23 protein-coding genes and 4 pseudogenes are annotated in these 22028 nt (G+C 71.2%); 12 read left to right on the top strand and 15 right to left on the bottom strand.

Annotated elements, in window-relative coordinates; translation table 11 throughout:
- Nucleotides 1-115: 115 nt before the first annotated feature.
- Together AC3ET4_RS11170 and AC3ET4_RS11165 are read right to left on the bottom strand one after the other, a co-directional pair.
- On the bottom strand, nt 116-688 hold the full coding sequence (locus AC3ET4_RS11170; protein ID WP_431948575.1) for an SRPBCC family protein: 573 nt from the start codon (nt 686-688) through the stop codon (nt 116-118).
- 185 nt (nt 689-873) lie between these two features.
- On the bottom strand, nt 874-1080 hold the full coding sequence (locus AC3ET4_RS11165) for a hypothetical protein (protein ID WP_431948536.1): 207 nt from the start codon (nt 1078-1080) through the stop codon (nt 874-876).
- A 241-nt stretch (nt 1081-1321) separates the two neighbouring features.
- Between AC3ET4_RS11165 and AC3ET4_RS11160 the strand changes: the two genes are divergently transcribed.
- Nucleotides 1322-2299: an ABC transporter permease gene (locus AC3ET4_RS11160; RefSeq protein WP_431948535.1), complete on the top strand. Its 978-nt coding sequence runs from the start codon at nt 1322-1324 to the stop codon at nt 2297-2299.
- 52 nt (nt 2300-2351) lie between these two features.
- Here AC3ET4_RS11160 and AC3ET4_RS11155 read toward each other — a convergent pair whose 3' ends face one another.
- The gene (locus AC3ET4_RS11155; RefSeq protein ID WP_431948534.1) at nt 2352-2909 is read right to left on the bottom strand and encodes an ester cyclase; all 558 of its coding nucleotides are present in this window, start codon (nt 2907-2909) and stop codon (nt 2352-2354) included.
- 132 nt (nt 2910-3041) lie between these two features.
- On the opposite strand from AC3ET4_RS11155, the gene AC3ET4_RS11150 reads away from it, so the two are divergent.
- From AC3ET4_RS11150 to AC3ET4_RS11130, 5 genes and pseudogenes are all read left to right on the top strand, one after another.
- A complete protein-coding gene (locus AC3ET4_RS11150) occupies nt 3042-3656 on the top strand; it encodes a TetR/AcrR family transcriptional regulator (RefSeq protein ID WP_431948533.1) in 615 nt (204 codons plus the stop codon).
- Between the two features lie 150 nt (nt 3657-3806).
- Nucleotides 3807-4076 carry a hypothetical protein gene (locus tag AC3ET4_RS11145; RefSeq protein ID WP_431948532.1) on the top strand — a complete coding sequence of 90 codons (270 nt, stop codon included), beginning with the start codon at nt 3807-3809 and terminating at the stop codon, nt 4074-4076.
- Between the two features lie 222 nt (nt 4077-4298).
- Nucleotides 4299-4445, top strand: a complete 147-nt coding sequence (locus AC3ET4_RS11140; RefSeq protein ID WP_431948531.1) for a hypothetical protein — start codon at nt 4299-4301, stop codon at nt 4443-4445.
- A 254-nt stretch (nt 4446-4699) separates the two neighbouring features.
- Nucleotides 4700-5680: a D-cysteine desulfhydrase family protein gene (locus AC3ET4_RS11135; RefSeq protein ID WP_431948530.1), complete on the top strand. Its 981-nt coding sequence runs from the start codon at nt 4700-4702 to the stop codon at nt 5678-5680.
- Nucleotides 5681-5745: 65 nt separating this feature from the next.
- Nucleotides 5746-6177, top strand: a pseudogene (locus tag AC3ET4_RS11130) (hypothetical protein); the annotation flags it as partial.
- A 263-nt stretch (nt 6178-6440) separates the two neighbouring features.
- Here the strand turns inward: AC3ET4_RS11130 and AC3ET4_RS11125 are convergent.
- Nucleotides 6441-6929: a carboxymuconolactone decarboxylase family protein gene (locus AC3ET4_RS11125; protein WP_431948529.1), complete on the bottom strand. Its 489-nt coding sequence runs from the start codon at nt 6927-6929 to the stop codon at nt 6441-6443.
- A gap of 126 nt (nt 6930-7055) precedes the next feature.
- Between AC3ET4_RS11125 and AC3ET4_RS11120 the strand changes: the two genes are divergently transcribed.
- Nucleotides 7056-7982: a pirin family protein gene (locus AC3ET4_RS11120; protein ID WP_431948528.1), complete on the top strand. Its 927-nt coding sequence runs from the start codon at nt 7056-7058 to the stop codon at nt 7980-7982.
- A gap of 40 nt (nt 7983-8022) precedes the next feature.
- Here AC3ET4_RS11120 and trxB read toward each other — a convergent pair.
- Both trxB and AC3ET4_RS11110 read right to left on the bottom strand, forming a co-directional pair.
- Nucleotides 8023-8972, bottom strand: a pseudogene (trxB, locus tag AC3ET4_RS11115) (thioredoxin-disulfide reductase).
- A complete protein-coding gene (locus AC3ET4_RS11110) occupies nt 8969-9382 on the bottom strand; it encodes an arsenate reductase ArsC (RefSeq protein WP_431948527.1) in 414 nt (137 codons plus the stop codon). Before AC3ET4_RS11110 ends, trxB begins: the two are co-directional and overlap by 4 nt.
- 79 nt (nt 9383-9461) lie before the next feature.
- On the opposite strand from AC3ET4_RS11110, the gene AC3ET4_RS11105 reads away from it, so the two are divergent.
- The 3 genes and pseudogenes from AC3ET4_RS11105 to AC3ET4_RS11095 all read left to right on the top strand — a co-directional run.
- Nucleotides 9462-9776, top strand: coding sequence for an ArsR/SmtB family transcription factor (locus tag AC3ET4_RS11105; RefSeq protein WP_431948526.1), 315 nt, complete (start codon nt 9462-9464; stop codon nt 9774-9776).
- The gene (arsB, locus tag AC3ET4_RS11100; protein WP_431948525.1) at nt 9773-10876 is read left to right on the top strand and encodes an ACR3 family arsenite efflux transporter; all 1104 of its coding nucleotides are present in this window, start codon (nt 9773-9775) and stop codon (nt 10874-10876) included. The genes AC3ET4_RS11105 and arsB overlap by 4 nt, the downstream gene beginning before the upstream one ends.
- Nucleotides 10877-10885: 9 nt before the next feature.
- Nucleotides 10886-11383, top strand: a pseudogene (locus AC3ET4_RS11095) (pyridine nucleotide-disulfide oxidoreductase); the annotation flags it as partial.
- Nucleotides 11384-11877: 494 nt separating this feature from the next.
- Here the strand turns inward: AC3ET4_RS11095 and AC3ET4_RS11090 are convergent.
- The 5 genes and pseudogenes from AC3ET4_RS11090 to AC3ET4_RS11070 all read right to left on the bottom strand — a co-directional run bounded on the left by AC3ET4_RS11090 (nt 11878) and on the right by AC3ET4_RS11070 (nt 16384).
- Nucleotides 11878-12396, bottom strand: coding sequence for an NAD(P)/FAD-dependent oxidoreductase (locus AC3ET4_RS11090; RefSeq protein ID WP_431948524.1), 519 nt, complete (start codon nt 12394-12396; stop codon nt 11878-11880).
- 398 nt (nt 12397-12794) lie between these two features.
- On the bottom strand, nt 12795-13160 hold the full coding sequence (locus tag AC3ET4_RS11085) for an ArsR/SmtB family transcription factor (protein ID WP_431948523.1): 366 nt from the start codon (nt 13158-13160) through the stop codon (nt 12795-12797).
- A 73-nt stretch (nt 13161-13233) separates the two neighbouring features.
- Nucleotides 13234-14451: an MFS transporter gene (locus AC3ET4_RS11080; RefSeq protein ID WP_431948522.1), complete on the bottom strand. Its 1218-nt coding sequence runs from the start codon at nt 14449-14451 to the stop codon at nt 13234-13236.
- A 7-nt stretch (nt 14452-14458) separates the two neighbouring features.
- Nucleotides 14459-14908, bottom strand: coding sequence for an ArsI/CadI family heavy metal resistance metalloenzyme (locus tag AC3ET4_RS11075; RefSeq protein ID WP_431948521.1), 450 nt, complete (start codon nt 14906-14908; stop codon nt 14459-14461).
- Between the two features lie 75 nt (nt 14909-14983).
- Nucleotides 14984-16384: pseudogene (locus AC3ET4_RS11070) on the bottom strand (NAD(P)-binding domain-containing protein).
- Nucleotides 16385-16534: 150 nt separating this feature from the next.
- Here AC3ET4_RS11070 and AC3ET4_RS11065 point away from each other — a divergent pair.
- Together AC3ET4_RS11065 and AC3ET4_RS11060 are read left to right on the top strand one after the other, a co-directional pair.
- Complete coding sequence (locus AC3ET4_RS11065) at nt 16535-16891, top strand: ArsR/SmtB family transcription factor (RefSeq protein WP_431948520.1); 357 nt, start codon at nt 16535-16537, stop codon at nt 16889-16891.
- 100 nt (nt 16892-16991) lie between these two features.
- Complete coding sequence (locus AC3ET4_RS11060; protein ID WP_431948519.1) at nt 16992-17516, top strand: ArsR/SmtB family transcription factor; 525 nt, start codon at nt 16992-16994, stop codon at nt 17514-17516.
- Here AC3ET4_RS11060 and AC3ET4_RS11055 read toward each other — a convergent pair.
- From AC3ET4_RS11055 to aroA, 4 genes are all read right to left on the bottom strand, one after another.
- Nucleotides 17461-18522, bottom strand: a complete 1062-nt coding sequence (locus AC3ET4_RS11055; RefSeq protein ID WP_431948518.1) for an inorganic phosphate transporter — start codon at nt 18520-18522, stop codon at nt 17461-17463. The two genes, AC3ET4_RS11060 and AC3ET4_RS11055, sit on opposite strands and share 56 nt — an antisense overlap.
- Nucleotides 18523-18727: 205 nt before the next feature.
- Complete coding sequence (locus AC3ET4_RS11050; RefSeq protein WP_431948517.1) at nt 18728-19135, bottom strand: hypothetical protein; 408 nt, start codon at nt 19133-19135, stop codon at nt 18728-18730.
- On the bottom strand, nt 19132-20667 hold the full coding sequence (gene gpmI / locus AC3ET4_RS11045; protein ID WP_431948516.1) for a 2,3-bisphosphoglycerate-independent phosphoglycerate mutase: 1536 nt from the start codon (nt 20665-20667) through the stop codon (nt 19132-19134). The genes AC3ET4_RS11050 and gpmI overlap by 4 nt, the downstream gene beginning before the upstream one ends.
- Complete coding sequence (aroA, locus tag AC3ET4_RS11040; protein ID WP_431948515.1) at nt 20664-21986, bottom strand: 3-phosphoshikimate 1-carboxyvinyltransferase; 1323 nt, start codon at nt 21984-21986, stop codon at nt 20664-20666. The genes gpmI and aroA overlap by 4 nt, the downstream gene beginning before the upstream one ends.
- Nucleotides 21987-22028: the final 42 nt, after the last annotated feature.

Below are 22028 nucleotides of genomic sequence, written 5' to 3'. Positions count from 1 at the left end.
CGATGTCCCCGGGCCCTGTGGTTCCGCCCGTGGGGACGTCGTCCGCTGCAGCCCCACGGAGCCTCCTGCAGGGGGTGACCGCCACCACGGCCCCGCATCGTAGGACCGGCGCCGGTCAGGCTTCCCCCGTCCTGGCCGGCGCCTCCGGGTGTTCGGGTCGGCCGCCGCCTCGTCCGGTCTCGGCAGCGGCCCTGAGCATGCGAAGTATCGCCTCGTGGCCCTTCCGGAGGCGCGCTTCGTCGTAGAAGAGCGTCAGCAGCGGTCCGGAGAGCGACTCCTCCATGGTGACCGCCGTCCGGTCGTCGTCTACGGGCGTCATCCGTATCCGTTCGACGGCTCTCATACAGCCCATCGCCACGCCGGTCCAGGACAGCTCCCGCTCGGGCGCAACCATGGCGAAGGTGGACGTGATCGCCACCCCCCGCAGCTTCCATCGGAAGCGCGCGTCGGGCTCCAGCGCCCCGAAGTCGACAACCCGGGCGTCGGAGCGCCAGGTGTGCCAGGAGCCCAGGTCACTGACGAGCCGCCACACCACGGCGACCGGTGCGTCCACCAAGATCGAGCTCGTCGACCTGATCGGCGCCCGCTCGTCCAGCCGGCCCTTCTTGGCATACAGCTCGTGGAGTTCCCGCAGCGGCGGGCCCGCACTGAACCAGGTCGTCATCATCGCCATCCCCGTGGAGAGCATCACTTACCGACGAGAGCAATGCTCTCCCTTGGGGTGGGTGCGGTCAACACCCGTTGGTGTGTATACATCGGTTGCCCGGCGTGTTCCGAAGTCCGGAGGGGCGACTGGCGCCGGAGGAGTGCGGCCGCAGGGGTGACTGACGCCGGGGGAGGGGCACCGGGGAGGGGTGCCTGGCGAGGTATGTCCTACGACTGCGTCGCGGGTTCGACGATCTCCAGGCGCGCGGGGGGCGGTTCCGGCAGCGGCCCGGCGCCGGCGGCGACCAGGCCGTCGAAGGCCAGCGCGAGATAACGGCGCCACGCCTGCGGCTGCACGGGCAGCAGCAGCGCCGCCGTCTGATGGATGCCGCCGAGCAGCAGGACGACGTCGGCGCCCATGATGTCGGCGCGCACCGTCTGCCGCCGTCGTGCTCAGGGCCGGCCGCGCGACGCCTCCAGCGACGGCGCGGGGCCGGGTGCGCAGCGGGGCCGCCCCGGAGGCGGCTGCGCCGGTGCTCGGGGCCGCATTCCCGTCCGGTAGCGGGGGTGGACCACCGGGATTACGTTGGGCGGCGGGTCCGCCGTACGGCCCGGGCCCCTGCAGCCGCCGCCGGGGCGGCCCCTGCTGTCCGGAGGGCGCGATGGGGGTATGCCGATGACCGACCCCTCCGGGCGCTCACGCTTCCGGCCGGCCGTGGTCATCGTCCTGCTGCTCGCCGTGGGCGCGGGCCTCTTCGCCGGCTCCTACAGCTTCGCCATGGCGCATCCGACGCCGCATCACATCCCGGTCGCGGTCGTGGACGACTCCCCGTCGGCGCGGCGGTTCGTGGCACGGATGGACGCGGAGCTGAGCACCCGGCTGGTGCAGCGGCGCTTCGCAACGCGCGCCGCCGCCGTCGACGCCGTCGAGCGGCAGCGGGTGTTCGCCGTGGTGCAGACGAAGGCCGAGAACGGCGCGATCTCCTTCGACCTCGTGTCCGCCGCGGGGGCGTCGGTGGCCCGCGTCCTGGCGGCGGCCGCCCCGACGGCGGCCGCGCAGGCCGGGGTGCGGCTCAGCCTGGGCGATCTCAAACCGCTGCAGCCCGGCGACCCCCAGGGCCTCGCGATCTTCTACATCACGCTGGCCGCCGTCATCGTGGGCTTTCTCGGCGCGGTGCAGCTGACCGTGCACGCGTCCGAGCTGAGACCACTGGAGCGCTTCGCGGCGATCGTCGTGTACTCCGCGCTCGGCAGCCTCTCCATCGTCGCGGTGGTGGACTGGGGCCTGCATGTGCTGCGGCTGCCCTTCCCCGAGTCCTGGGCGGTACTCACCCTGACGATGGTGACCTCGGGGCTGGTGTTCACGGCGTTCTACATGCTGTTCGACAAGTGGGCCATCCTGCCCACGTGGCTGCTGATGGTGCTGCTGGGCAACCCGTCCTCGGGCGGCGCGGTCTCCTGGCTGCTCCTGCCGCAGCCGCTGGGCGTCATCGGCCGCTGGCTGCCGCCCGGGGCGTCGGTGAACGCGCAGCACAACGCGATCTACTTCGCCGACGACCAGTACGCCTTCCCTTACCTCGTGCTCCTCGGCTGGGCAGTGGCCGCCGCCGCGATCGCCTGGATCTGGCGCCGCCGCCGTTACCCGCACATGTGACCCCGCCCGCATCTGCGGGTTCGTGCGAGCCGACTCGGGTCGGCGGCCCTCATCAGTGTGCCTGTCCGGCAGCCTCTGCGGCGAGCTTCGTGACCTCCTCGGCGGCCCGCTTGGCGCGTCCGGAGAGCTTCCAGCCCGCCATGCGCAGGGCGATGGCAGGCGACGGGGGGAAGACGCCGAGCTGGCTCAGCATCGTCATGTCGTCGCGCAGTGCCTCGTGCCGGACGACCTTGCCGTCGCGCAGGTCGAGCAGGTGCACCTGCTCGAAGTCGACCTCGCGCCCCGTGGGAGGGACCGCCTGGTCGAGGACGCCGTTCCGGAAGCGCACGAAAGGGCCGGTGTGCCGGCCCTGCATACGGAGCCGTATCCACACCTGGTCGTCATTGCGGGCGATGTCCAGCACGGGGAAGCGCAGATCGCTGAAGGCCGAGCGCAGCCACGCGCCCGAGGCGAGGGCGCCCGCCGGACCGGGTATCGAACAGGCGGCGGGCGCGACGGCCGCCTCACGGTTGTCGTTGTCGGGAGCCACAACCTCGGCGGCCAGGGCCGCGTCGCCCGTCTCCAGGATCCGGAAAAGGCCTTCGGCCACGTCCTTGGCGTCCATCGCCATCGGTCCCACCTTTCGCCCGCCGGCCCCGCGTGGCCGGTCTCATCGGATACGCAGGACGCGCATCGACTATTGAGGTTATAGATGACCGATTGGATAGGTCAAAGCGGCATGGACATCCCTTAGGATGCCGTCATGGCCACCAAGCGCGCTTATGTATCACCGCTCCGGGAACAGGCCGCGGCGCGGACGCGCGCGCTGATCCTCGAACACGCTGAGCTGCTCTTCGCCGAACGCGGCTACGGCCGGGTGACCGTCGCGGACATCGCGGCGGCGTCCGGGGTCGCCTCGAAGACCGTCTTCGCCAGCGTCGGCAGCAAGTCGGACATCCTGGACCGGATCGTCGACAAGGCGGTCGCCCAGTCGGGATACGAGGAGGCCGTCGCGCGCATCCTGTCCGTGCGGACGCCCGAGGGCGTGCTGCGGGCGCTCGCTCACGGCACCCGGGCCGGCAACGAGAGCCAGTTCAAGGCGCACGAGGCGATTCGCAAGGCGCTGCCCGTGCACGAGAACGGCGAAGCGCTGTGGGAAAGGGCGACGGCCGACTACCGGAAGGCGCTGCGCGCGGTCGCGCGGCATTTCCTGGAAGTCGGCGCTCCTGCCCGGCGGTACTCGCCCGAGGAGACCGCGGACCTGCTCTGGTTCTGGTTCGGCCCCACCGGCTGGCGCACACTCGTGGTGGAGAACGGCTGGTCATGGGACCGGGCCGAGGAAGTCCTGTACGGAACCGCGGTGTCCGCCCTCAGCTGACGCCATCCTTCCTGACGTGGCCGGGAATTGCCGTTGAAGCGGCCTGAGGAGGCATCACCATGCCGATCCAGGCGGTCACTCGTTAAGGCGATCCATGGATAGGCGTACGTTCACCGGGGAATGCGTTCCTGTGAAAGGAAGTGATTCTTCATGGATTTGAAGATTCGCAGGCTCATCTCCGGTGCCGTGATGCCGGTAGTCGTGCTGGGCGCGGTGGTCGGCGCGATCTCGGCGGGCACGCTCTCCAGCGTGGTCGTCGGGGCGTTGCTGTGCGCTGCTGCCGGTGCCGTAGCGGTCCTCTCCCGGGGCGAGCGCGCAAGCGCCCCGAACCACCGCGCGCGGTGGGCCCAGCGGCCGGAGCAGATCCCGCGTCCGCGGCGCTTCGGGCGGCTGGACGGTTCCGACGCCTTCCGCTACTGACCCGACGGGGCGCGGTGGCGCCCGGCGCCGGAACGCGAGGAGGCGACGGAGTGCGGGCGACGCACCCATACAACGCCTACAGCGGGGAAGGCGGGGACGCGACGCCGAAGTGGAGGTGCTCATGTCCGCCGTGTTCCACCGCACCCGAGGCCGCCGCCCTCGATCCGGACGCGCCCTTGCCCGCCACCCACGAACCCGACTGCCGCACACGGGGGATCGGCGATGACCCACGCGCTGCTGCTCGGACTGCCGGTGCTCCTGCTCGGGATGCTCCTTGTGCTGTCCGCGGTGGAGGAACGCGTCATGGGCCCGCTCCCCACCCGCCGACGGAGGCCGAGCCCCAACGCGCCCGGCACGCACGCCCCGTAGGCGAACGGCGTGCCGCGGCGACCGCCTGCCACGGCCCCAGGCGGTCAGGCGGCGAAGGAGGCGTGTCGAGCGTGTCGATCACAGCGGACTCGGCCGACGACGCCGGACCGGGCGCGTCCCGCCCGCCCGCCGGAGCGACGCTCGGCGGACCATACGCAGGGCTCAGACGCAGTACCCACACGCAGCGCCCACAATGGAGTCGCCGACGTCTCGGACGCCGGTCACCGCCGCCGTCAGACCCTGGAGCGCCGCCGATGCCCGGCAAGATCACGCTGTCCGCCTGGCCCACCCCTGTCGAGCCCCTGCCCCGGCTGGCCGCAGCTGTCGGCCTCGACCCGGACGACCTGTGGATCAAGCGCGACGACCTCACAGGGCTCGGCGGCGGCGGCAACAAGGTCCGCAAGCTCGAGTGGACGGTCGGCGAGGCAATCGACGCGGGCGCGGACACACTGGTGACGGTCGGTGCGGCGCAGAGCAACCACGCCCGTCTCACCGCCGCGGCCGGCGCACGGCTCGGCCTCGACGTCGTCCTCGTCCTCCCCGGCAAGGAACCCGCCGCAGGGTCCGGTACCGGCAACCTCGTCCTCGACGGCCTCTTCGGCGCCCGGGTGGTCTGGGCCGGCGACGCCGAACCGGCCGGCCTGGCGGACGCGGCCATGGAGGTCTGCGACCGGCTGCGCCGCGCGGGTGCGCTGCCCCACCTCATTCCCTTCGGCGGTTCCAGCCCGGCCGGCGCCCGCGGTTATGGCGAGGGCGGCGAGGAACTGCGTGCCCAACTGCCCAACCTCGCCCACGTGGTGGTGGCACTCGGTTCCGGCGGCACCATGGCCGGTCTTGTCGCCGCGCTGGGTGAGGAGCGGGTGCTCGGCGTCCACTGCGGCGCCGTGACAAGGCCCGCCCCGATCGTGGCGGACCTGGCCGGGGCGGTCGCCCACCGCCGAGTCGCCCCGGACGCGCTGCGCATTCGTTCCGACCAGGTCGGCGCCGGCTACGCGGCGCTCCATGAGCCCGTCCTGGACGCGATGCGGACGGCGGCGGCCACCGAAGGCATCGTCCTGGACCCCACCTACACGGGGCGGGCCATGGCCGGCCTTCTCGCCGCCGTCCGCGAGGGCGTCATCCACCGCGGACAGCGCACGGTCTTCCTGCACACCGGCGGCCTGCCCCGGCTCTTCGGGCACGCCGACGCCGTCCGCCGCTCGGTGGCCGGGCTGCGGCCGTACGAAGGGAGCTGACGGCCCGAGACCTCGCGCCGCCCGGCTGCGCGACGACGTCGGGCACGAGGCGGTGCGGACGGGCGGTGCGTCTCCGGGTCTCCCGGGCGCCACGGGGTGCGTCGGCCTCGCCATCCGGCGAGTCGTACCGCGCTGGGCGTCTCGGCCCTGCATGGCCTGGAGCGCTTCGTCTCCCTGCAGACCTACTACTCCCGCGTCGGCCGGGACATCGGTCGCGAGATCCTGCCCGCCGTGCGCGACCAGTGCCTGGGCCTGATGGTCTGCAGCCCCCTGGCCGGCGGCTTCCTGAGGGGCAAGTTCCGCCGCGTCGCGAGCGCGACCAGTCGACACGCTGGGGCAAGGCATCGAACCCGCCGGTCGAGGAGGCGCGCGGCTACGTCGTGGTCGACGGCCTCGACGAGATCGCCGCACGGCACGGTGCGACGGTCGCGCAGGTCGCCCTCGCCCGGGTGATGCAGCAGCCCGGGGTCAGCAGCGTCTTGGTCGGCGCGACTCGCGTGGAGCAGCTCCCTCGCCGCGGCCGGGCTCACGCTCACAGAGGAGGACCTCGCCGCGCTCGACGAGGTCAGCCGGCTGGCGCCCGAGTACATCGAGCGGGTGCAGAGCGGCCCGGGTGCGCGACGGGAGCCGCTCGGCTGACGACGCCGGTCCAGGAAGGGCGCGGTCCCGCCGTCAGGAACGGCGTGACCGCGCCCTTCCCTACGTGCGTTCCGCGCCCTTCACCTGTGCGTTCCGTGCCGCGCGGCCCGGCGTGGGCGCCTCATCGCTTCTGGACGGCACGGACCGGGTGCTTGCTGAGTATGGAGACCCGGTTGAAGGAGTTGATGGTGATCGCCACCCAGATGAGAGCGGAGAGCTCGTCGTCGCCGAACACCTCGAGCGCGGCCTGGTAGGCCTGTTCCTGGGCGGTGGCGTCGGTCGGGTCGGTGGTCACCTCGGCCACCGCGAGCGCGGCCCGCTCGCGCGGGCTGAACAGCTCGGTGTCGCGCCAGGCCGGCAGCAGGCTCAGCCGCCGCGACGTCTCCCCCGCTTCGAGGGCGGCCCTGGTGTGGCGGTCGAGGCAGAAGGCGCAACCGTTCAGCTGCGACACGCGGATGTTCACCAGCTCCACCAGCTCGCGTTCGAGACCGGCCTCGGCGGCCACGTCGCGCACGGTCTCGGCGGCCGCCAGCATCGCCTTGTAGGCCCGGGGACTCTGCTTGTCGATGAAGATCCGCCTGCGCCGCCGGACCGCCGTGGTGTCGCTCACCGGTACTCCTTCGCCTGGCCGTCTCCGGCCGTCGTCGGGATGCCCTGTCGTCCGTCCCGGGCATCGCCGTATCATCGACACCATGATTGTTGAATTTCGAAGCAGTTGTCGTGTGAGAAGCGCGACATGAACGGGGCCCAGGCAGAGACCGCCGTGGAGATCCTGTCCCCCCGCGACGTCCCGCTCGGCGGACCCCGCGCGATGACGGTGCGGCGCACCCTGCCGCAGCGGGAGCGCTCGCTGATCGGCGCCTGGTGCTTCGCCGACCACTACGGTCCGGACGACGTCTCCGAGACTGGGGGCATGGACGTCGCACCGCATCCGCACATCGGGCTCCAGACCGTGAGCTGGCTCTTCAGCGGCGAGATCGAGCACCGCGACAGCCTCGGGACGCACGCCTATGTGCGGCCCGGCGAACTCAACCTCATGACCAGTGGGCACGGCATCAGTCACTCGGAGGTCTCCACCGAGCGCACCACTGTCCTGCACGGCGTCCAGCTGTGGGTCGTGCTCCCCGAGCGGGACCGCGGCGCCGCGCCCGCCTTCGAGCACTACGCCCCGCGGCCCGTGCCGCTCGGCGGGGGCACAGCACGGGTGTTCCTCGGGGCTCTGGCCGGAGACGCCTCGCCGGTGGCGACGTTCACCCCGCTGCTCGGCGCCGAACTCACCCTCGACCCCGGTGCGACCGTCACGCTGGCGGTCGACCCGGCCTACGAGCACGGCCTGCTCGTCGACAGCGGCGACATCGAGACGGCCGGCACGCGCCTGAGCCCGTCCGAGCTCGGCTACCTGGCCCCCGGCGGCGACGAGCTGACCCTGACCAACCACTCCGACGCCCCCGCCCGCGCGGTGCTGCTCGGGGGACCGCCCCTCGGTGAGCGGATCATCATGTGGTGGAACTTCATCGGCCGGACCAGCGAGGAGATCGTGCAGGCGCGAGCCGACTGGGAGAACGGGTCCCGGTTCGGTGAGGTCACGGGCTACCACGGAGACCGCCTGCCGGCCCCGCAGCTCCCCAATGTCCCTCTCAAGCCTCGGGGGAGTGCCCGCTGACCTGCAGAAAGGATGGTTGCGGCCGGGCGGCCGCGGTTTGCTAGGCGGTGGTGTCGTTCAGGGCGGCGAGGTAGCGCTCGGCATCCAGGGCAGCGGAGCAGCCGGTGCCGGCGGCGGTGATGGCCTGGCGGTAAGTGTGGTCGACCACGTCGCCGGCGGCGAAGACGCCGGCGACATTGGTGCGGGTGCTGGGCGCGTCGACCTTGAGGTAGCCCTCGCCGTCGAGATCGAGGATGCCCTTGAACAGTTCGGTGCGCGGGTCGTGGCCGATGGCCACGAACAGGCCGGTCACGGGCAGTTCGCGACTGTCGGCGGTCCGGGTGTCCTTCAGCGTCAGGCCCGACAGCTTGCCGTCGGTGCCGTGGATGGCGGCGACCTCGCTGTCCCAGGCGAAGGAGATCTTCGGGTCGGCGAAGGCCCGCATCTGCATGGCCTTGGAGGCACGCAGGGTGTCGCGGCGGTGCACGATGGTGACGGTCTTGGCGAAGCGGGACAGGAACACCCCTCTTCGATGGCGGTGTCGCCGCCGCCGATGACGGCGATGTCGTGCTCGCGGAAGAAGAACCCGTCGCAGGTGGCGCAGTACGAAACGCCCCGCCCCGACAGTTCGTCCTCGCCCGGCAGGCCGAGTTTGCGGTGCTGCGAGCCGGTGGCGACGATCACGGCCCTGGCCCGGTGGACGGTGCCCTCGGAGTCGGTGACGGTCTTGACGTCCTCGCTGAAGTCGACCGCACTCACGTCGTCTGGGACGAGTTCGGAGCCGAACCGCTCGGCCTGGGCCCGCATGTTGTCCATGAGGTCCGGGCCCATGATGCCGTCGCGGAAACCGGGGAAGTTCTCGACCTCGGTGGTCTGCATCAGCGCGCCGCCGGCGGTGACCGAGCGCTCGAAGACCAGCGGCTTCAGCGACGCGCGGGCGGTGTAGAGGGCGGCGGTGTACCCGGCGGGTCCGGAGCCGATGACGATGACGTCGCGGACCTGCTCGCTCATGCCTTGGGCTCCGGGGCGATCTCGGCGATCAGGCCCTCGATCCGGGCCTTGATCTCGTCCCGGATGGGGCGGACGGCCTCGACGCCCTGACCGGCAGGGTCCTCCAGCGTCCAGTCCAGGTAGCGCTTGCCGGGGAAGACTGGGCAGGCGTCGCCGCAGCCCATGGTGATGCACACGTCCGAAGCCTGGACCGCCTCGACGGTCAGCACCTTCGGGATCTCGGCCGACACGTCGATGCCGACCTCCTTCATCGCCTCGACAACGGCCGGGTTGACCTGGTCGGCGGGGGTGGAACCGGCCGAGCGGACCTCCACGCGGTCCCCGGCGAGGTGGGTCAGCCACGCGGCGGCCATCTGGGAGCGGCCGGCGTTGTGGACACAGACGAAGAGCACGGAGGGCTTGTCGGACATGGCGGTCTCTCTTGTCTCACGACGGGGAAAAGTCAGCCCGGACTGGTGTCAGCCCCGGCTGATGTGACAGTATCAGTCCATGATGACGTCAGTCGACACTGATCTGATCCGGGTGCTGGCGGACCCGCTCAGGCTTCAGATCGTGACCCTGCTCGCCCGCGAGACGCTGTGCACCACCCACCTGGTGGAGGAGACCGGCGCCCGGCAGACCAACCTCTCCAACCACCTGAAGGTGCTCAGAGACGCCGGCGTCGTGGAGACCGAGCCCTGCGGCCGGTTCACGTACTACAAGCTGCGGCCTGAGGTCATCGAAGCCCTGGCCGGCTCCTTCACGGAACTGGCCGCCACTGCTCGCGCCACCTTCGAAACCGACACCAAGAGGGCCTGCCCGTGACCACCACCGCTCCTCCCGACACGACAACGGCCCCTGCGGGGATCGTCGGCAAACTGTCGACCTTGGACCGTTTTCTTGCCGTGTGGATCCTCGCCGCGATGGCACTGGGCCTGGGACTGGGCCGGCTCATCCCCGGCCTGAACGACGCCCTCAGCAAGGTCGAGATCGGCGGCATCTCACTGCCCATTGCCCTCGGCCTGCTGATCATGATGTACCCGGTGCTCGCCAAGGTCCGCTACGACAAGCTCGACACCGTCACCGGCGACAAAAAGCTGATGGTGTCCTCGCTGGCCATCAACTGGCTGATCGGGCCCGCCGTGATGTTCACCCTGGCGTGGACGTTCCTGCCCGACCTGCCGGAATACCGCACCGGCCTGATCATCGTCGGTCTCGCCCGCTGCATCGCCATGGTCATCATCTGGAACGACCTCGCGTGCGGTGACCGGGAAGCCGCCGCCGTCCTGGTCGCCCTGAACTCGGTGTTCCAGGTCATCGCCTTCGGCCTGCTGGGCTGGTTCTACCTCGACCTGCTGCCGGGCTGGCTCGGCCTGGGCGACGGACAGCACCTGGACATCTCCATGTGGAAGATCGCACTCAACGTCGTGATCTTCCTGGGCGTTCCCCTGATCGCAGGCTTCCTCACGCGCCGGATCGGCGAGAAGAAGCTCGGCCGCCAGAACTACGAGACCAACTTCCTGCCGAAGATCGGCCCGTGGGCCCTGTACGGCCTGCTGTTCACGATCGTGATCCTCTTCGCCCTCCAGGGCAAGACCATCACGTCCCAGCCGCTGGACGTCGTCCGCATCGCCCTGCCGCTGCTGGTGTACTTCGCCGTCATGTGGTTCGGGACCTTCGCCCTGGGCAAGGGCATCGGCCTCGCCTACGACCGCACCGCCACGCTGGCCTTCACCGCAGCCGGCAACAACTTCGAACTCGCCATCGCGGTCGCCATCGCCACCTTCGGGGTCACCAGCGGCCAGGCCCTGTCGGGCGTCGTCGGCCCGCTGATCGAGGTGCCCGTCCTGGTGGCCCTGGTCTACGTCTCCCTGGCCTGGCGCAAGAAGTTCGCCGCGCCGACCCTGCAGGGAACCAGCCGGTGAGCCGCCCGCACCGGCAGAGCCCCCCGCTTCCTGGCCGACGACATCGACGGCCGGGCACTGTTCGATGCCGCCACCGCCCGCCGGCGCGCCCTGGACAACGGCAATGCCGACACCGGCGGCGTGGCAGGACTTGGGGACATCGTTGCTGTGCCCCCAGTCCGTGCTGCGCGGGATGCCGGCCTGCTGAACGCGGTCCCGATGTTCACCGGGCTCACCGCCACCGGACCCCAGTGGCCCGACGGCAGCATCACCCACACCGACGCCGTCATCTGGTGCACCGGCTTCCGCCCCGCCCTCGCCCACCTGGCGCCCCTGCGTCTGCGTGACCGGCACGGCCGCGTCGCCACCACCGGCACCCGGGCCTTGGGCGAACCCCGCCTGCACCTGCTCGGCTACGGAGACTGGACCGGCCCCGCCTCAGCCACCCTCATCGGCGTCGGCCGCCCCGCGCGCGAAGCGGCACGCGAGATCAAAGCCCTCCTCACCCCAGAGCACGGCCCACAGTGATAGACCCGAACCGACAGCGAGCGAGGGGGCATGCCTGTCGGTTCGGGCGCGGGCGTCCTCGGCTGCAAGACGCCCCTGAGTGTCAGTCCCGGGGCCACAATCAATCCGTGAGGAACAACGACGAGTTCCAGATGCCCGACGGCGCAGAACTCGTGGGTCGTGACGCCACGACCTTCCGGATGCAGATCACTGTGCCGAGCGAGACCTTGTGCGGCGCCATCTGAGCTGACCGCCTGGCTGCACGGGTTCGGTCGGCTACTCGGAGCGTGTCGGCCCGCCGTGCCCCACACACACGGGGCAGGGCAGCGCGGGCCGTTGCCGCTACCCGGGCACAGCCGACGGTCGACGACGGCGATAGACGGGCCCCGATCTTGCATGGAGGCCACCGAAAGAGCAGCCCTAAAATTGATGCCCGTCTATCTTGCCTGAATTTATAGGTGCCACCGGTACCTATCGATGCCGTTCAGGTGCCTAGCCCCGTACTTCGCGGGTCGCTAGCGGGTGTCGTGAAGGTGACGACCGCGGGCCCAGGTCTGGGTGACCCTCTGCACGGCGTCGAAGGGGCTGCCCAGCGGGGGAGTGTAGGACAGGTCGAGAACTTCGATCGCGTCGACGGTCATGCCGTGGAACAAGGCGGTGGCAAAGACATCGACCCGCTTGTGCACGGCACTGTCCAGGTGGCCGACGAGCTGCGCGCCGAGCAGCCGCCCGGTGGCGGCGTCGCCGGTGATCCGCGAGCGGATCGTGCGGGAGCCCGGGTAGTACACCTTGTGGTCGTCGGCGGCCGCGGCCATCGTGACCGGGGTGAAGCCTCCGGCGACCGCTTCGTTATCGCGCAGTCCGGTGCGGGCGATGACCAGGTCGAACACCTTCACCGCCTGCGTGCCCAGCGATCCGGTGAACTGCCGGGCGCCGCCGAGGGCGTTCTCGCCGGCAACGCGGCCCTGCTTGTGGGCGGTGGTGCCCAGCGGGATACGTGTCGGTGTCCAGCACCCGGTGGCAAGTCTGCGCACAGGCCCCGGCGGCGAAGATGCCGTCCACGCTGGTGCGCATGGTCCGGTCGACGGCGATCGCGCCACGGACCCCCAACTTCACCCCGGCGGTCTCGGCCACGGCGGTGTCGGGGCGCACGCCGACGACCACGAGCACCAGGCCGTCGATCGGCGGGCGGCGTACCGGAACGGCACCGGTGCCGATCGCGAGCTGGTCGTAGCCCAGTTCGTCATGGGTGCCGTCCTCGGCGTGCTGGACGGTGACGGTGCGCCGCTGCGCATCGATCGACACCGCGCGGGTGTTCAGCTGCAGGTCGAGGCTGGCGGCCTCCAGGTCGGCGCGGGTGCGGTGGGCCAGGGACCGCCAGTCGGCCCCAGGACCACCGCTGGAGCGGCGAGCCGGCCCGGGAGAGCTTGGGTCAGGCCGCCCCGGCACTGGACAGCAGCTTGCCCATCGCGGTCAGCACGGACGGCTCGACGCGGTAGTAGACCCAGGTGCCGCGCCGCTCGGAGGTGAGCAGGCCGGATTCCTTAAGCTTCTTCAGGTGGTGGGAGACGGTCGGCTGCGTGACGCCGACGTCGGAGATGTCGCAGATGCAGGCCTCGCCGCCCTCATGGGAGGCGACCGCGGAGAACAGGCGGAGCCGGACCGGGTCACCCAGCGCCTTGAACATCCGGGCGGCGACCTCGGCCTCCTCCACCTTCAGCGGGCGCTCGGTCAGCGAGGGGCAGCACGGAGCCACGGACTCGAGGTCGAGTACCGGCGGACCTTTGGCTTTCGACATGCATCTATGTTCACACATATCGAACCATAGGGGTCCGGCCGCCCTGACCTGCGGTGATTGCCCGGTCAGGGGCTCAGGGCGTGCGCGGGGCGGTGTGCCATGCAATGAGTGCGGCGGCTGCGGAGATGAGGGCCAGGACGGCGAAAAGGTGCGGGTAGCCGCCCAGGGGAGCGGTCAGGGCGGTGCCGGCGAACGGGGCGAGAGCGGAGGCCGTGGTGGCCGGGGCGGCCAGCAGCCCGGACAGCCGCCCGTAGTGCGTGGTGCCCCAGCGGTCGGTGATGGCGGTGGCCTGGAGCAGGGTGAGGTTGCCGCGGATGGTTCCGGCGAGCACGGACAGGGCGGCCAGCAGTGCATAGGGGCCGGGGATGACCGCGAAAGCGGCGGTGGTCAGGCAGCCCAGGCCGATGAGGGCTGTGGTGCGCACGGCGGGGGAGGTGCGCCGGGCGAGCGCGGCGTACAGGGTGCGGCCGAGGGTCTGCCCGGCTCCGCCCAGGCCCAGCAGCCAGGCGGCCTGGGTGGTGGAGAAGCCGCGGTGCAGCAGCAGCGGGACGAGCGTGACGACCACGGCGTACATCGCGAACGCGGACAGGGTCAGCGCGGTGGCCAGCAGCCAGAAGACGGGGCTGCGTGCCACCGCGGTGGTGGTGTGCGGCGCTCCGGCGGTCGGGCGGGGCGCGGGGGGCCAGGGAGCGCGCAGGGCCATGGCATGGGCGGGGATGGTGATGGCGGCGAGCACGCCGGCCAGGACCAGGTAGGTGCCGCGCCAGGTGAGGTGGCCGGACAGTTGGGCGGTCAGGGGGGCGAAGACGGTGGAGGCCAGCCCGCCGGCCAGGGTGACGACGGTCAGGGCGCGCACGTGGTCGGGGGCCCGCCAGCGGGTGACGGCGGCGAACGCGGGCTGGTAGAAGGTGGCGGCCATGGCCGGTCCGGCCAGCAGCCAGCCGGCGATGAAGACGGGCAGGCTGGGGGCGGTGGCGATGACGATCAGGGCGAGGGTGGCCAGGGCGGACCCGGCGGTCATGACGGTGCGCGGTCCGCGGGCGTCCAGGATGCGTCCGACGCGGATGCCGCAGAGCGCGGAGACCAGCAGTGCGGCGGAGAACGCCGCGGTGGTCGCGGCGGGGGACCAGTCGGTGGCTGCGGTGATCTGCGGGTTCAGGACGGGGAAGGCGTAGTAGACGATGCCCCAGCCGGTGATCTGGGTCAGGCACAGCGCCGGCAGGGCGGCGCGCGGCCGCGTTTGATGACCGGTGTCGGGTGCGGCCGCGCGCGTGCGGGCGGACAGGTTCACGTCTGGATCAGCAGCAACCGGCCGCAGCCGTCTGGCTGGTGCCGGGCTCGGCCGTGCTGCAGCAGGCGCCGGCGGCGGGTTCCTTGGCGGGGGCGTCGGCCTTGACGACGTAGACCTCCCAGGACTCCTTGCCGGGGCCGTGGACCCAGACCTTGTCCTGCAGGGCGTAGCAGCAGGTGGTGTCGTTCTCCTCGAAGGTGGCCAGGCCCGCCTGGTCGAGTCGGCGGGTGGCAGCTGTGACGTCGTCGGTGGAGGCGACCTCCACGCCGAGGTGGTCCATGCGGGTGTCCTCGCTGGGCTCGCCCTGGAACAGGACGAGCTTGAGCGGGGGCTCGGCGATGGCGAAGTTGGCGTAGCCGTCGCGGAGCTTGGCGGGCTCGGTGGCGAACAGCTTGCTGTAGAAGGCGATGGCCGCGTCGAGGTCGGGGACGCGCAGGGCGAGTTGGAGCCGGGACATCGTCGTTCCTCCAGGGGTGTTGGGGAAGGAAACCGGTTCCGGGGCCGGCTCACCGGCCCTGGACCCAGGACGGGGTCAGCAGCAGTTGCCGGAACCCGTGGTGCCGGCGACCGGGAGGGTCAGGGCGCCGGGCGCGATCTGGATCAGCTGCGGAGCAGGGGCCGAGCAGCAGCCACCTGCGGTGTCCTGCTGCGCGTTCGGGGTGTCGAACAGGCCGGCTCCGCCGCACACGCCGGATTCCGGCAGCACCAGCTCGACCCGGTCGGCGGCCTCCAGGTCACCGGCGATGGCGGCGACCACGGAGCGTGCCTGCTCGTAGCCGGTCATGGCCAGGAACGTCGGGGCGCGGCCGTAGGACTTCATGCCGACCAGGTAGATGCCCTGTTCGGGGTGGGAGAGCTCCTTGCGGCCGTGCGGGTAGACGGTGCCGCAGGAGTGCACGTTGGGGTCGATCAGCGGCGCCAGCTCCACGGGGGCCTGCAGACGCTCGTCCAGGCCGAGACGGATCTCCGACAGGAACGACAGGTCGGGCCGGAACCCGGTCAGCACGATCACCTCGTCGACCGGCTCCAGCCGCCGGCCGTCGTCGGCGACCAGCACCAGACGCCCGTCGCTGTCGCGCTCGATCGCCTCGGTGCGGAAACCCGTGACGGCGTCGGCGTGGCCGGCGTCGACGGCGGCCTTGGCGGCCAGGCCCAGCGCGCCGCGGGCGGGCAGCTGGTCGGCCGTGCCCCCGCCGAAGGTGGAACCGGAGATCCCGCGGCGCAGGATCCACACCGCGTGCGTGCCGCTGCCCTCCTCGGCCTTGGCCAGGTCGGCGAGCAGGGCAAGGGCGGTGAAGGCGGAGGCGCCGGAACCGATCACGGCGGTGCGCCTGCCCGCGTAACGGGCCCGCACGGCAGGGTCCTTCAGGTCCGGGACGCGGTAGGTGATCCGGTCGGCCGCCGCCTTCTCGCCCAGCGCGGGCAGGCCGTTGCCGCCGGCCGGGCTGGGCGTTGTCCAGGTGCCGGAGGCGTCGATCACGGCGCGCGCCACCACGCGCTCCTCGCGGCCGTCGGCGTAACTCACGTGCAGCGCGAACGGCTGGGTGTCGCGGTCGGCGTCGACGATGCGGTCACGCCCGGCACGGGAGACACCGGTGACGGTGGCGCCGTAGCGGATCTTGTCGCCGAGGACGCCGGCCAGGGGCTCCAGATACTGAGCGGCCCAGTCGCCGCCGGTGGGGTAGGAAGCGGCGTCGGGCTTGGCCCATCAGGTAGGCGCGAGCAGCTTCTCGGCGGCCTCGTCGGTGAGCTCGGACCAGGTGGAGAACAGCCGCACGTGCGACCACTGGCGCAGCGCGGCGCCCGCAGCCGGTCCGGCCTCCAGGACGAGGGGAACGAGACCGCGCTCCACCAGGTGGGCGGCGGCGGCCAGACCGATGGGTCCGGCCCCGATGACGGCGACGGGCAGCTCGGCAGTAACGGGCGGGGTCACGGAGCGCTCCTCGGTTTCGATGTGCGTCTATGCCACTCAGCATGGACCCTGAATAGACATCCGTCAACATAGAGGTGTGTCGAATCAGCGAGGAGAATTCGTCTTTCGTGCAGGGTTGGCAAGTGATTAGATGAGTGTCAACATAGAGGCATGTCTAATCTGGACTCCGGCGTTCTGGACATCACCGCGTCGTTGGAGTGCTGCCAGCCGCTGGGGCGAGAAGAACTCTCCGCCCCCGACGCGGAACGGATCGCCGCCATGTTCAAGGCGCTGTCCGATCCGGTCAGGCTGCGGCTGTTCTCCAGGGTCGCCGCCCAACCCGGCGGGGAAGCCTGCGTCTGCGACATCCAGGACGTCGGGGTATCCCAGCCCACCGTCAGCCACCACCTGCGCAAACTGCGCGAAGCCGGACTGCTGGTGTCGGAGCGGCGGGCCAGCTGGGTGTACTACCGCGTAGCACCCGGCGTTCTCTCCAGCATCGCGGGCCTGCTGTCCCCGGCAGCCTGAACCCGCAACGGAGCACGCGGCGCGCACAACACGGCCAGAGATCAGTGGGACATGCCTGCCATCCACATCACCCAGAGGGACGCTGGGGTAAGGAGACGACATGTGCCACCAGGCCGGTGACGCCGCCTGCACCGGACAATGCCTGAAACTGAGCGCCGTCGACGCCCTGCGATGGGCCGACCTGTTCAAAACCCTCGGCGACCCGGTACGCCTGCAACTGCTCGCCCAACTGGCCGCGCAGCAAGGCGCCGAGCTCCCCGTCCACGAACTCGGCGACGTCGGAGTGTCGTTGTCGACCGTCAGCCACCACCTCAAGCGCCTGCGCTGCGCCGGCCTGATCCAGGGGCGGCGCGAAGGACGCGTGGTCTTCTATCGCATGAACGAGGAGGCCCACGCCGCGCTGCTGCGCATCGCGCACCTGCCCGGTCCGCCCTCGCGGCCGCTCGACCAGCCGCACGGACCTGGCGGGGAGGAAGGCTCCGGCCCCGCACCGCAGTGGGCCAATCACCGCGGTACGGGGCCGGATAAGGGGCCGGGGGCCCTGAGCACTGCCTGCTCAGGGGCCCCGGTCAGCGCAGCAGCAGATACGCCACGGCAGCCACAGCGGCCGAGAACGGCGGTGTGACCAGCCAGGCGATCGCGAAGTCACGCACCGTCTTCTTCTTGATGCGTGACAGGTCGGTGCCCGCGGTGCCGGAGATCCCGCCGATGGACACCTGCGTGGTCGACATCGGCAGCCCCTGGAACGCGCCGACACCGACCAGAGCGGCGGTGGTCAGGTTGGCGGTGAAGCCCTCAACGTGCGTCATCTTGATGACGTCGTTGGCCATCCGCTCCGCCACCCGGCGCCCGACCAGCAGACCACCGACGGCCATGGCGAGCGTGACCGCGACCAGCAGATGCGTGGTCGTCATGCCGGAGACCATGGCGAACGAACCGATCGCCACGATCTTAGGAGCGTCGTTCATGCCGCGCGCGAAGCTGGTCAGCCCGCTGGTGGCCCAATGGGCGATGCTGACCGGGCTCATCCGCCCGGAACCGGCCTCCTGCGGCTGCGCGACGGCGGCCTCGGCGACACGCTGCGTCTGCTGCCTGCCGGTGGTCACCAGTACCGGCTCCGGGTCGGGCTGAGGCTGCAGACTGCGTGAGGCGCGGCGCCGGGCGGTGATGCGCCCCACCGTGGACAGGGCCGCGGAGATCGCATACGCGATCAGGACGCTCAGCAGCAGCGGTTGCACCACCTTGACCAGCAGCACATTCCACTGCACGGAACTGCCGGCGAACAGCGCGCCGGCGCCCAGCAGCGAACCGGTCAGGGCGTGCGTGGTCGACACCGGCAGGCCGCGCCAGGTGGCCAGCGCAATCCAGGCGGCGGTGCCCAGCAGCACGGCGGCGGCGAAGGAGGTAGTGGGGGAGGCGGAGACGATGCCCTTGGAGAACAGGGCGGTCATCTTGTTGGCGAAGTGCAGGGAGACCAGGCAGCCGATGGCTGTGGTGACGGTTCCCCAGGCGATGGCTGTCTTGATCTTTGCCTCGCCGGCGCCGGCGAGGGTGGCGACGCCCTTGGGGACGTCATTGGCTCCGTTGGCGGCGGCTAACGCCAGCACCAAGACGAGTACGAGTATGTCCATGTCAGATCCTTCGGGGTTGGCGGTGCCCTGAAAGGAAACGCGGGGCAGTAGCGCCGCCAGGAGGCGGCTGCCCTGCGTCAGGCTGCAAGTGGATCTGGACCACAGAGGCCGGCGGCCGTTGTCGACCGGCGGCCGGTTGCAGAACCGGGCCTGACCTCGCGGCCAATCCGGCAGCGAGCGGCCCGGGTGTTACGGGAGATCCTCCTTAGGGGGTGTAGGCCAGCCAGACGTGGCCGACGGCGTCCAGGTGGACGTAGTGCTGGTCGCCCTCCTGGGTGGTGTGCATGGCGCCGCTGACGAAGCGCAGCTGCTCGGCCGCACGGCCGGGCAGGACCGCGTCGAGACGGACGCGGACGGCGTCGGCGGACGGATTGTGCAGGCACAGCACTGCCTGCGTCCGGTCGCCGGACTCGCGCAGAACGGCCCACACACCCTCGGGGATGGTGAGAGGCCGAACGACGGAGTCCTCGGCGAAGGCGGCCGCGATCGGCGAGGACGCCATGCAGCCGGTGAGGCCGGGCGCGTGCTGCAGGGTCGTCTGCAAGGACGCGAGCAGACCGGGCAGCGCGCCATCGGTGCGGTTGGGTGCGGCAGCGGGGGCGAGCGTGCTCACAGCAAAGGCCTTCCTGTCATGGCGGATCCGGGTTTGTGTCCCAGCAGGTGCAGCACGGTGGGGGCCACGTCGGCGAGCGTGGCCTGCTCCGGCAACGCGGCCGGCGCGGTGCCCGCAGCGGCGGGGACGATCACCAGCGGCACCGGGTTGGTGGTGTGCCCGCCGTAGGGGCGGGTGGTGCCGTCGGGAGCCTGCTTGGTCATCTTCTCGGCGTTGCCGTGGTCGCCGACCAGCAGCACCCAGCGGCCGCTGCCGCGGGCCGCATCGAGGATGCGGGCCACCGCGGCATCGGTGTGCTCGCACGCCGTCACGGTGGCCTGGTAGTTGCCGGTGTGCCCGACGACGTCGATGTTGGCCAGGTTCGCGATCACCAGGTCGACGTCGTCGCGGGTCGCAGCCTGCGCGACCGCGTCGGTGACCCGGTCCAGGTTCATCTGCGGCCGCGTCAGGTAGTCCGGCGCCTGGGCCCCGGTGATCCGCACGTGCTCCTCAACGTCCCGCACGGTGCCGTCACGGCCGTTGATGTAGTAGGTGACGTGCTCGAACTTCTCCGCCTCGGCGATGCGGACACTGCGCAGCCCGGCCGCGGCGAGTTCATCTCCCAGGCCGCCGGAGGCGTCCGCCCGCTTGACCAGGGCGGGAATCGAAGCGCGGGTGTCGTACTGGGCGAGGCTGAGCATGCCCACCGTGCGGCCGGACGCAGCCAGGTGCTCCACCAGGGCGTCGGCGAACTGCTGGATGCGGTCGCTGCGGAAGTTGAACCACACCACGGCGTCCCCGTCGGCGACGCGCGCGTCCCCGGCCGCGGCCACCACGCTCGGCGGCACCCACTCATCACCGCGCTCCGAGCCGGTCACCGCCTCGGGCGCAGTGCCGACGCGGGCACCGACACCGTCGGCGACCAGCGCGACCGCCTGCTCGGTCAGCTCGAGCTTCCCGGCCTTGTCCAGGGCGTACCCGCGGCCGATGACCGTGGCGACCTGTCCCGTCCCGGCCCGCTCGGCGAGTTCGGCCACGCGCTGCAGGTAGGCCCCGGCCATGTGGTCGGCGACGTCCCGGCCGTCGGTGATCGCGTGAATGAACACACGCCCCACCCGGTGGGCGGCCGCGACGGCCAACAGGTCGCCGAGGTGCTCGACGTGGGCGTGGATCTGCCCGTCGGAGCACAGGCCGATCAGGTGCAGGGCGCCGCCGGAGGCAGCCACGTCCTCCAGGGCCGTGCCCAGCTCGGGGTGGGTGCGCAGGGCGCCGGAGTCGATGGCCTGCTGGACCAGCAGGCTGTCATAGGGCAGGGGCCGGCCGGCCCCGATGACCATGTGCCCGATCTCGGAGTTGCCGACCGTATCCGGCAGCAGGCCGACCGCCTCGCCGGACGCATCGGCGAACGTGCTCGCACCCTGCGCCACCAGCTCGTCCAGGACAGGGGTGTGCGCGGCGGCCAGGGCGTTGTCGGCGGCCGGCGGCGCGTGCCCCCAGCCGTCCAGCACCAGCAGGATGCCCGGCCCGGCGAACTCGGCACCGGAAGTGCTCACTTGGTGCTCTCCAGGGTGGGGTGCAGGGTGTCGAGGGTCTGCCAGAAGGTGGGGAAGGACTTGGCGACGCAGCCGGGGTCCTTGATGACCACGCCCTCGGTGCGCAGCCCGCCGATCGCGAAGGTCATGGCGATGCGGTGGTCGTCGTAGGTGTCGATGACCGCCCCGTGCGGGGTGCCGCCGGTGATGTACATCGCGTCGGGGTGCTCCTCGACCTCGATGCCCATCTTGCGGAGCTCGGTGGTGACAGCGGCGATGCGGTCGCACTCCTTGACGCGCAGCGAGGCGATGTTGGTGATGCGGGTGACGCCCTCGGCGTAGGCGGCGGCGATGGCCAGCGACGGGACGACGTCGGGCATGGCCTCCATGTCGATGTCGATGCCGCGCAACCGGCCACCGCTCAGGGTGATTTCGCTGTCGGAGACCTGGGTGTGGCAGCCCATCCGCTCGAGCGCCTCTACCAGGTGCACGTCGCCCTGGTGGGATCCGGCGCCGATCCCGGGGATGGTCACCCGCGACTGGAGGATGGCCGCGGCGGCCAGGAAGTACGACATGCCGGAGGCGTCCGGCTCCACGGTCACCTGCCCGCCGCGCGCCTGCTGCCCGGCCGGCACGGTGAAGCGCCGGTAGCCGTCCCGCTCGACGGACACGCCCATCTCCTCCAGCGCGGCCAGAGTCATCTCCACATACGGCTTGGAGATCAGCTCGTCGCTGATGGTGATCTCGGTGTCGTTCTCCGCGCGCAGCGCGTTGATGATCAGGCTGGAGGTGAACTGGCTGGACACCGCGCCGCTGATGCTGGTGGCGCCGCCCTTGAAGGAGCCGCCGACCACGCGGATCGGCGGGCTGCCGTTGCCGCGCACCGCGGTGGCGTCCACCCCGAGGGCCGGCAAGGCCTTGAGGAGGTCACCCATGGGGCGTTCCTGCATACGGGCGTTGCCTGTGATGATCGTAGTGCCCTCGGCGTGCCCGGCCATGGAGATCAGGAACCGCAGCGGGGTGCCGGCGCCGCCGACGAAGATGTCCTGGTCCGGAGCGCGCATCGGCTGCCCGGTGGGGGTGACCCGGATCCGCGCCGCATCGTGCTCGATGTCGCAGGTGACGTGACCGAACGCCTCGATGGCCCGGGCGAGGAAGACGGTGTCGTCCGACAGCAGCGCGTTGTCGATGACCGTCTCCTGCCCGGACAGGGAGGCGATGGCCAGGTACCGGTTGGTGTAGCTCTTGGAGCCCAGGACGCGCACGGTCTCGTCGAAGGCGGCCAGAGGAACAACCGTGAGAGTCTCGGCTTTCAGACGGGGGTCAGGAGTGGGGGTCATGGGCTGCCTCCATGGTTGGGGGACGGGTGACGCACGGTTTCG

The organism is Actinacidiphila sp. bgisy167, assembly GCF_057707665.1.
The sequence above is the reverse complement of the archived record's forward strand: the minus strand, read 5'-3'. Positions and strand labels throughout refer to the sequence as shown.

Coding starts and splice junctions, on each gene's coding strand:
- AC3ET4_RS11170 (WP_431948575.1), bottom strand. CDS start 688: ATGCTCTCCACGGGGATGGCGATGATGACGACCTGGTTCAGTGCGGGC.
- AC3ET4_RS11160 (WP_431948535.1), top strand. CDS start 1,322: ATGACCGACCCCTCCGGGCGCTCACGCTTCCGGCCGGCCGTGGTCATC.
- AC3ET4_RS11155 (WP_431948534.1), bottom strand. CDS start 2,909: ATGGCGATGGACGCCAAGGACGTGGCCGAAGGCCTTTTCCGGATCCTG.
- AC3ET4_RS11150 (WP_431948533.1), top strand. CDS start 3,042: ATGGCCACCAAGCGCGCTTATGTATCACCGCTCCGGGAACAGGCCGCG.
- AC3ET4_RS11145 (WP_431948532.1), top strand. CDS start 3,807: ATGGATTTGAAGATTCGCAGGCTCATCTCCGGTGCCGTGATGCCGGTA.
- AC3ET4_RS11140 (WP_431948531.1), top strand. CDS start 4,299: ATGACCCACGCGCTGCTGCTCGGACTGCCGGTGCTCCTGCTCGGGATG.
- AC3ET4_RS11135 (WP_431948530.1), top strand. CDS start 4,700: ATGCCCGGCAAGATCACGCTGTCCGCCTGGCCCACCCCTGTCGAGCCC.
- AC3ET4_RS11120 (WP_431948528.1), top strand. CDS start 7,056: ATGAACGGGGCCCAGGCAGAGACCGCCGTGGAGATCCTGTCCCCCCGC.
- AC3ET4_RS11110 (WP_431948527.1), bottom strand. CDS start 9,382: ATGTCCGACAAGCCCTCCGTGCTCTTCGTCTGTGTCCACAACGCCGGC.
- AC3ET4_RS11105 (WP_431948526.1), top strand. CDS start 9,462: ATGATGACGTCAGTCGACACTGATCTGATCCGGGTGCTGGCGGACCCG.
- AC3ET4_RS11085 (WP_431948523.1), bottom strand. CDS start 13,160: ATGTCGAAAGCCAAAGGTCCGCCGGTACTCGACCTCGAGTCCGTGGCT.
- AC3ET4_RS11075 (WP_431948521.1), bottom strand. CDS start 14,908: ATGTCCCGGCTCCAACTCGCCCTGCGCGTCCCCGACCTCGACGCGGCC.
- AC3ET4_RS11065 (WP_431948520.1), top strand. CDS start 16,535: ATGTCTAATCTGGACTCCGGCGTTCTGGACATCACCGCGTCGTTGGAG.
- AC3ET4_RS11060 (WP_431948519.1), top strand. CDS start 16,992: ATGTGCCACCAGGCCGGTGACGCCGCCTGCACCGGACAATGCCTGAAA.
- AC3ET4_RS11055 (WP_431948518.1), bottom strand. CDS start 18,522: ATGGACATACTCGTACTCGTCTTGGTGCTGGCGTTAGCCGCCGCCAAC.
- aroA (WP_431948515.1), bottom strand. CDS start 21,986: ATGACCCCCACTCCTGACCCCCGTCTGAAAGCCGAGACTCTCACGGTT.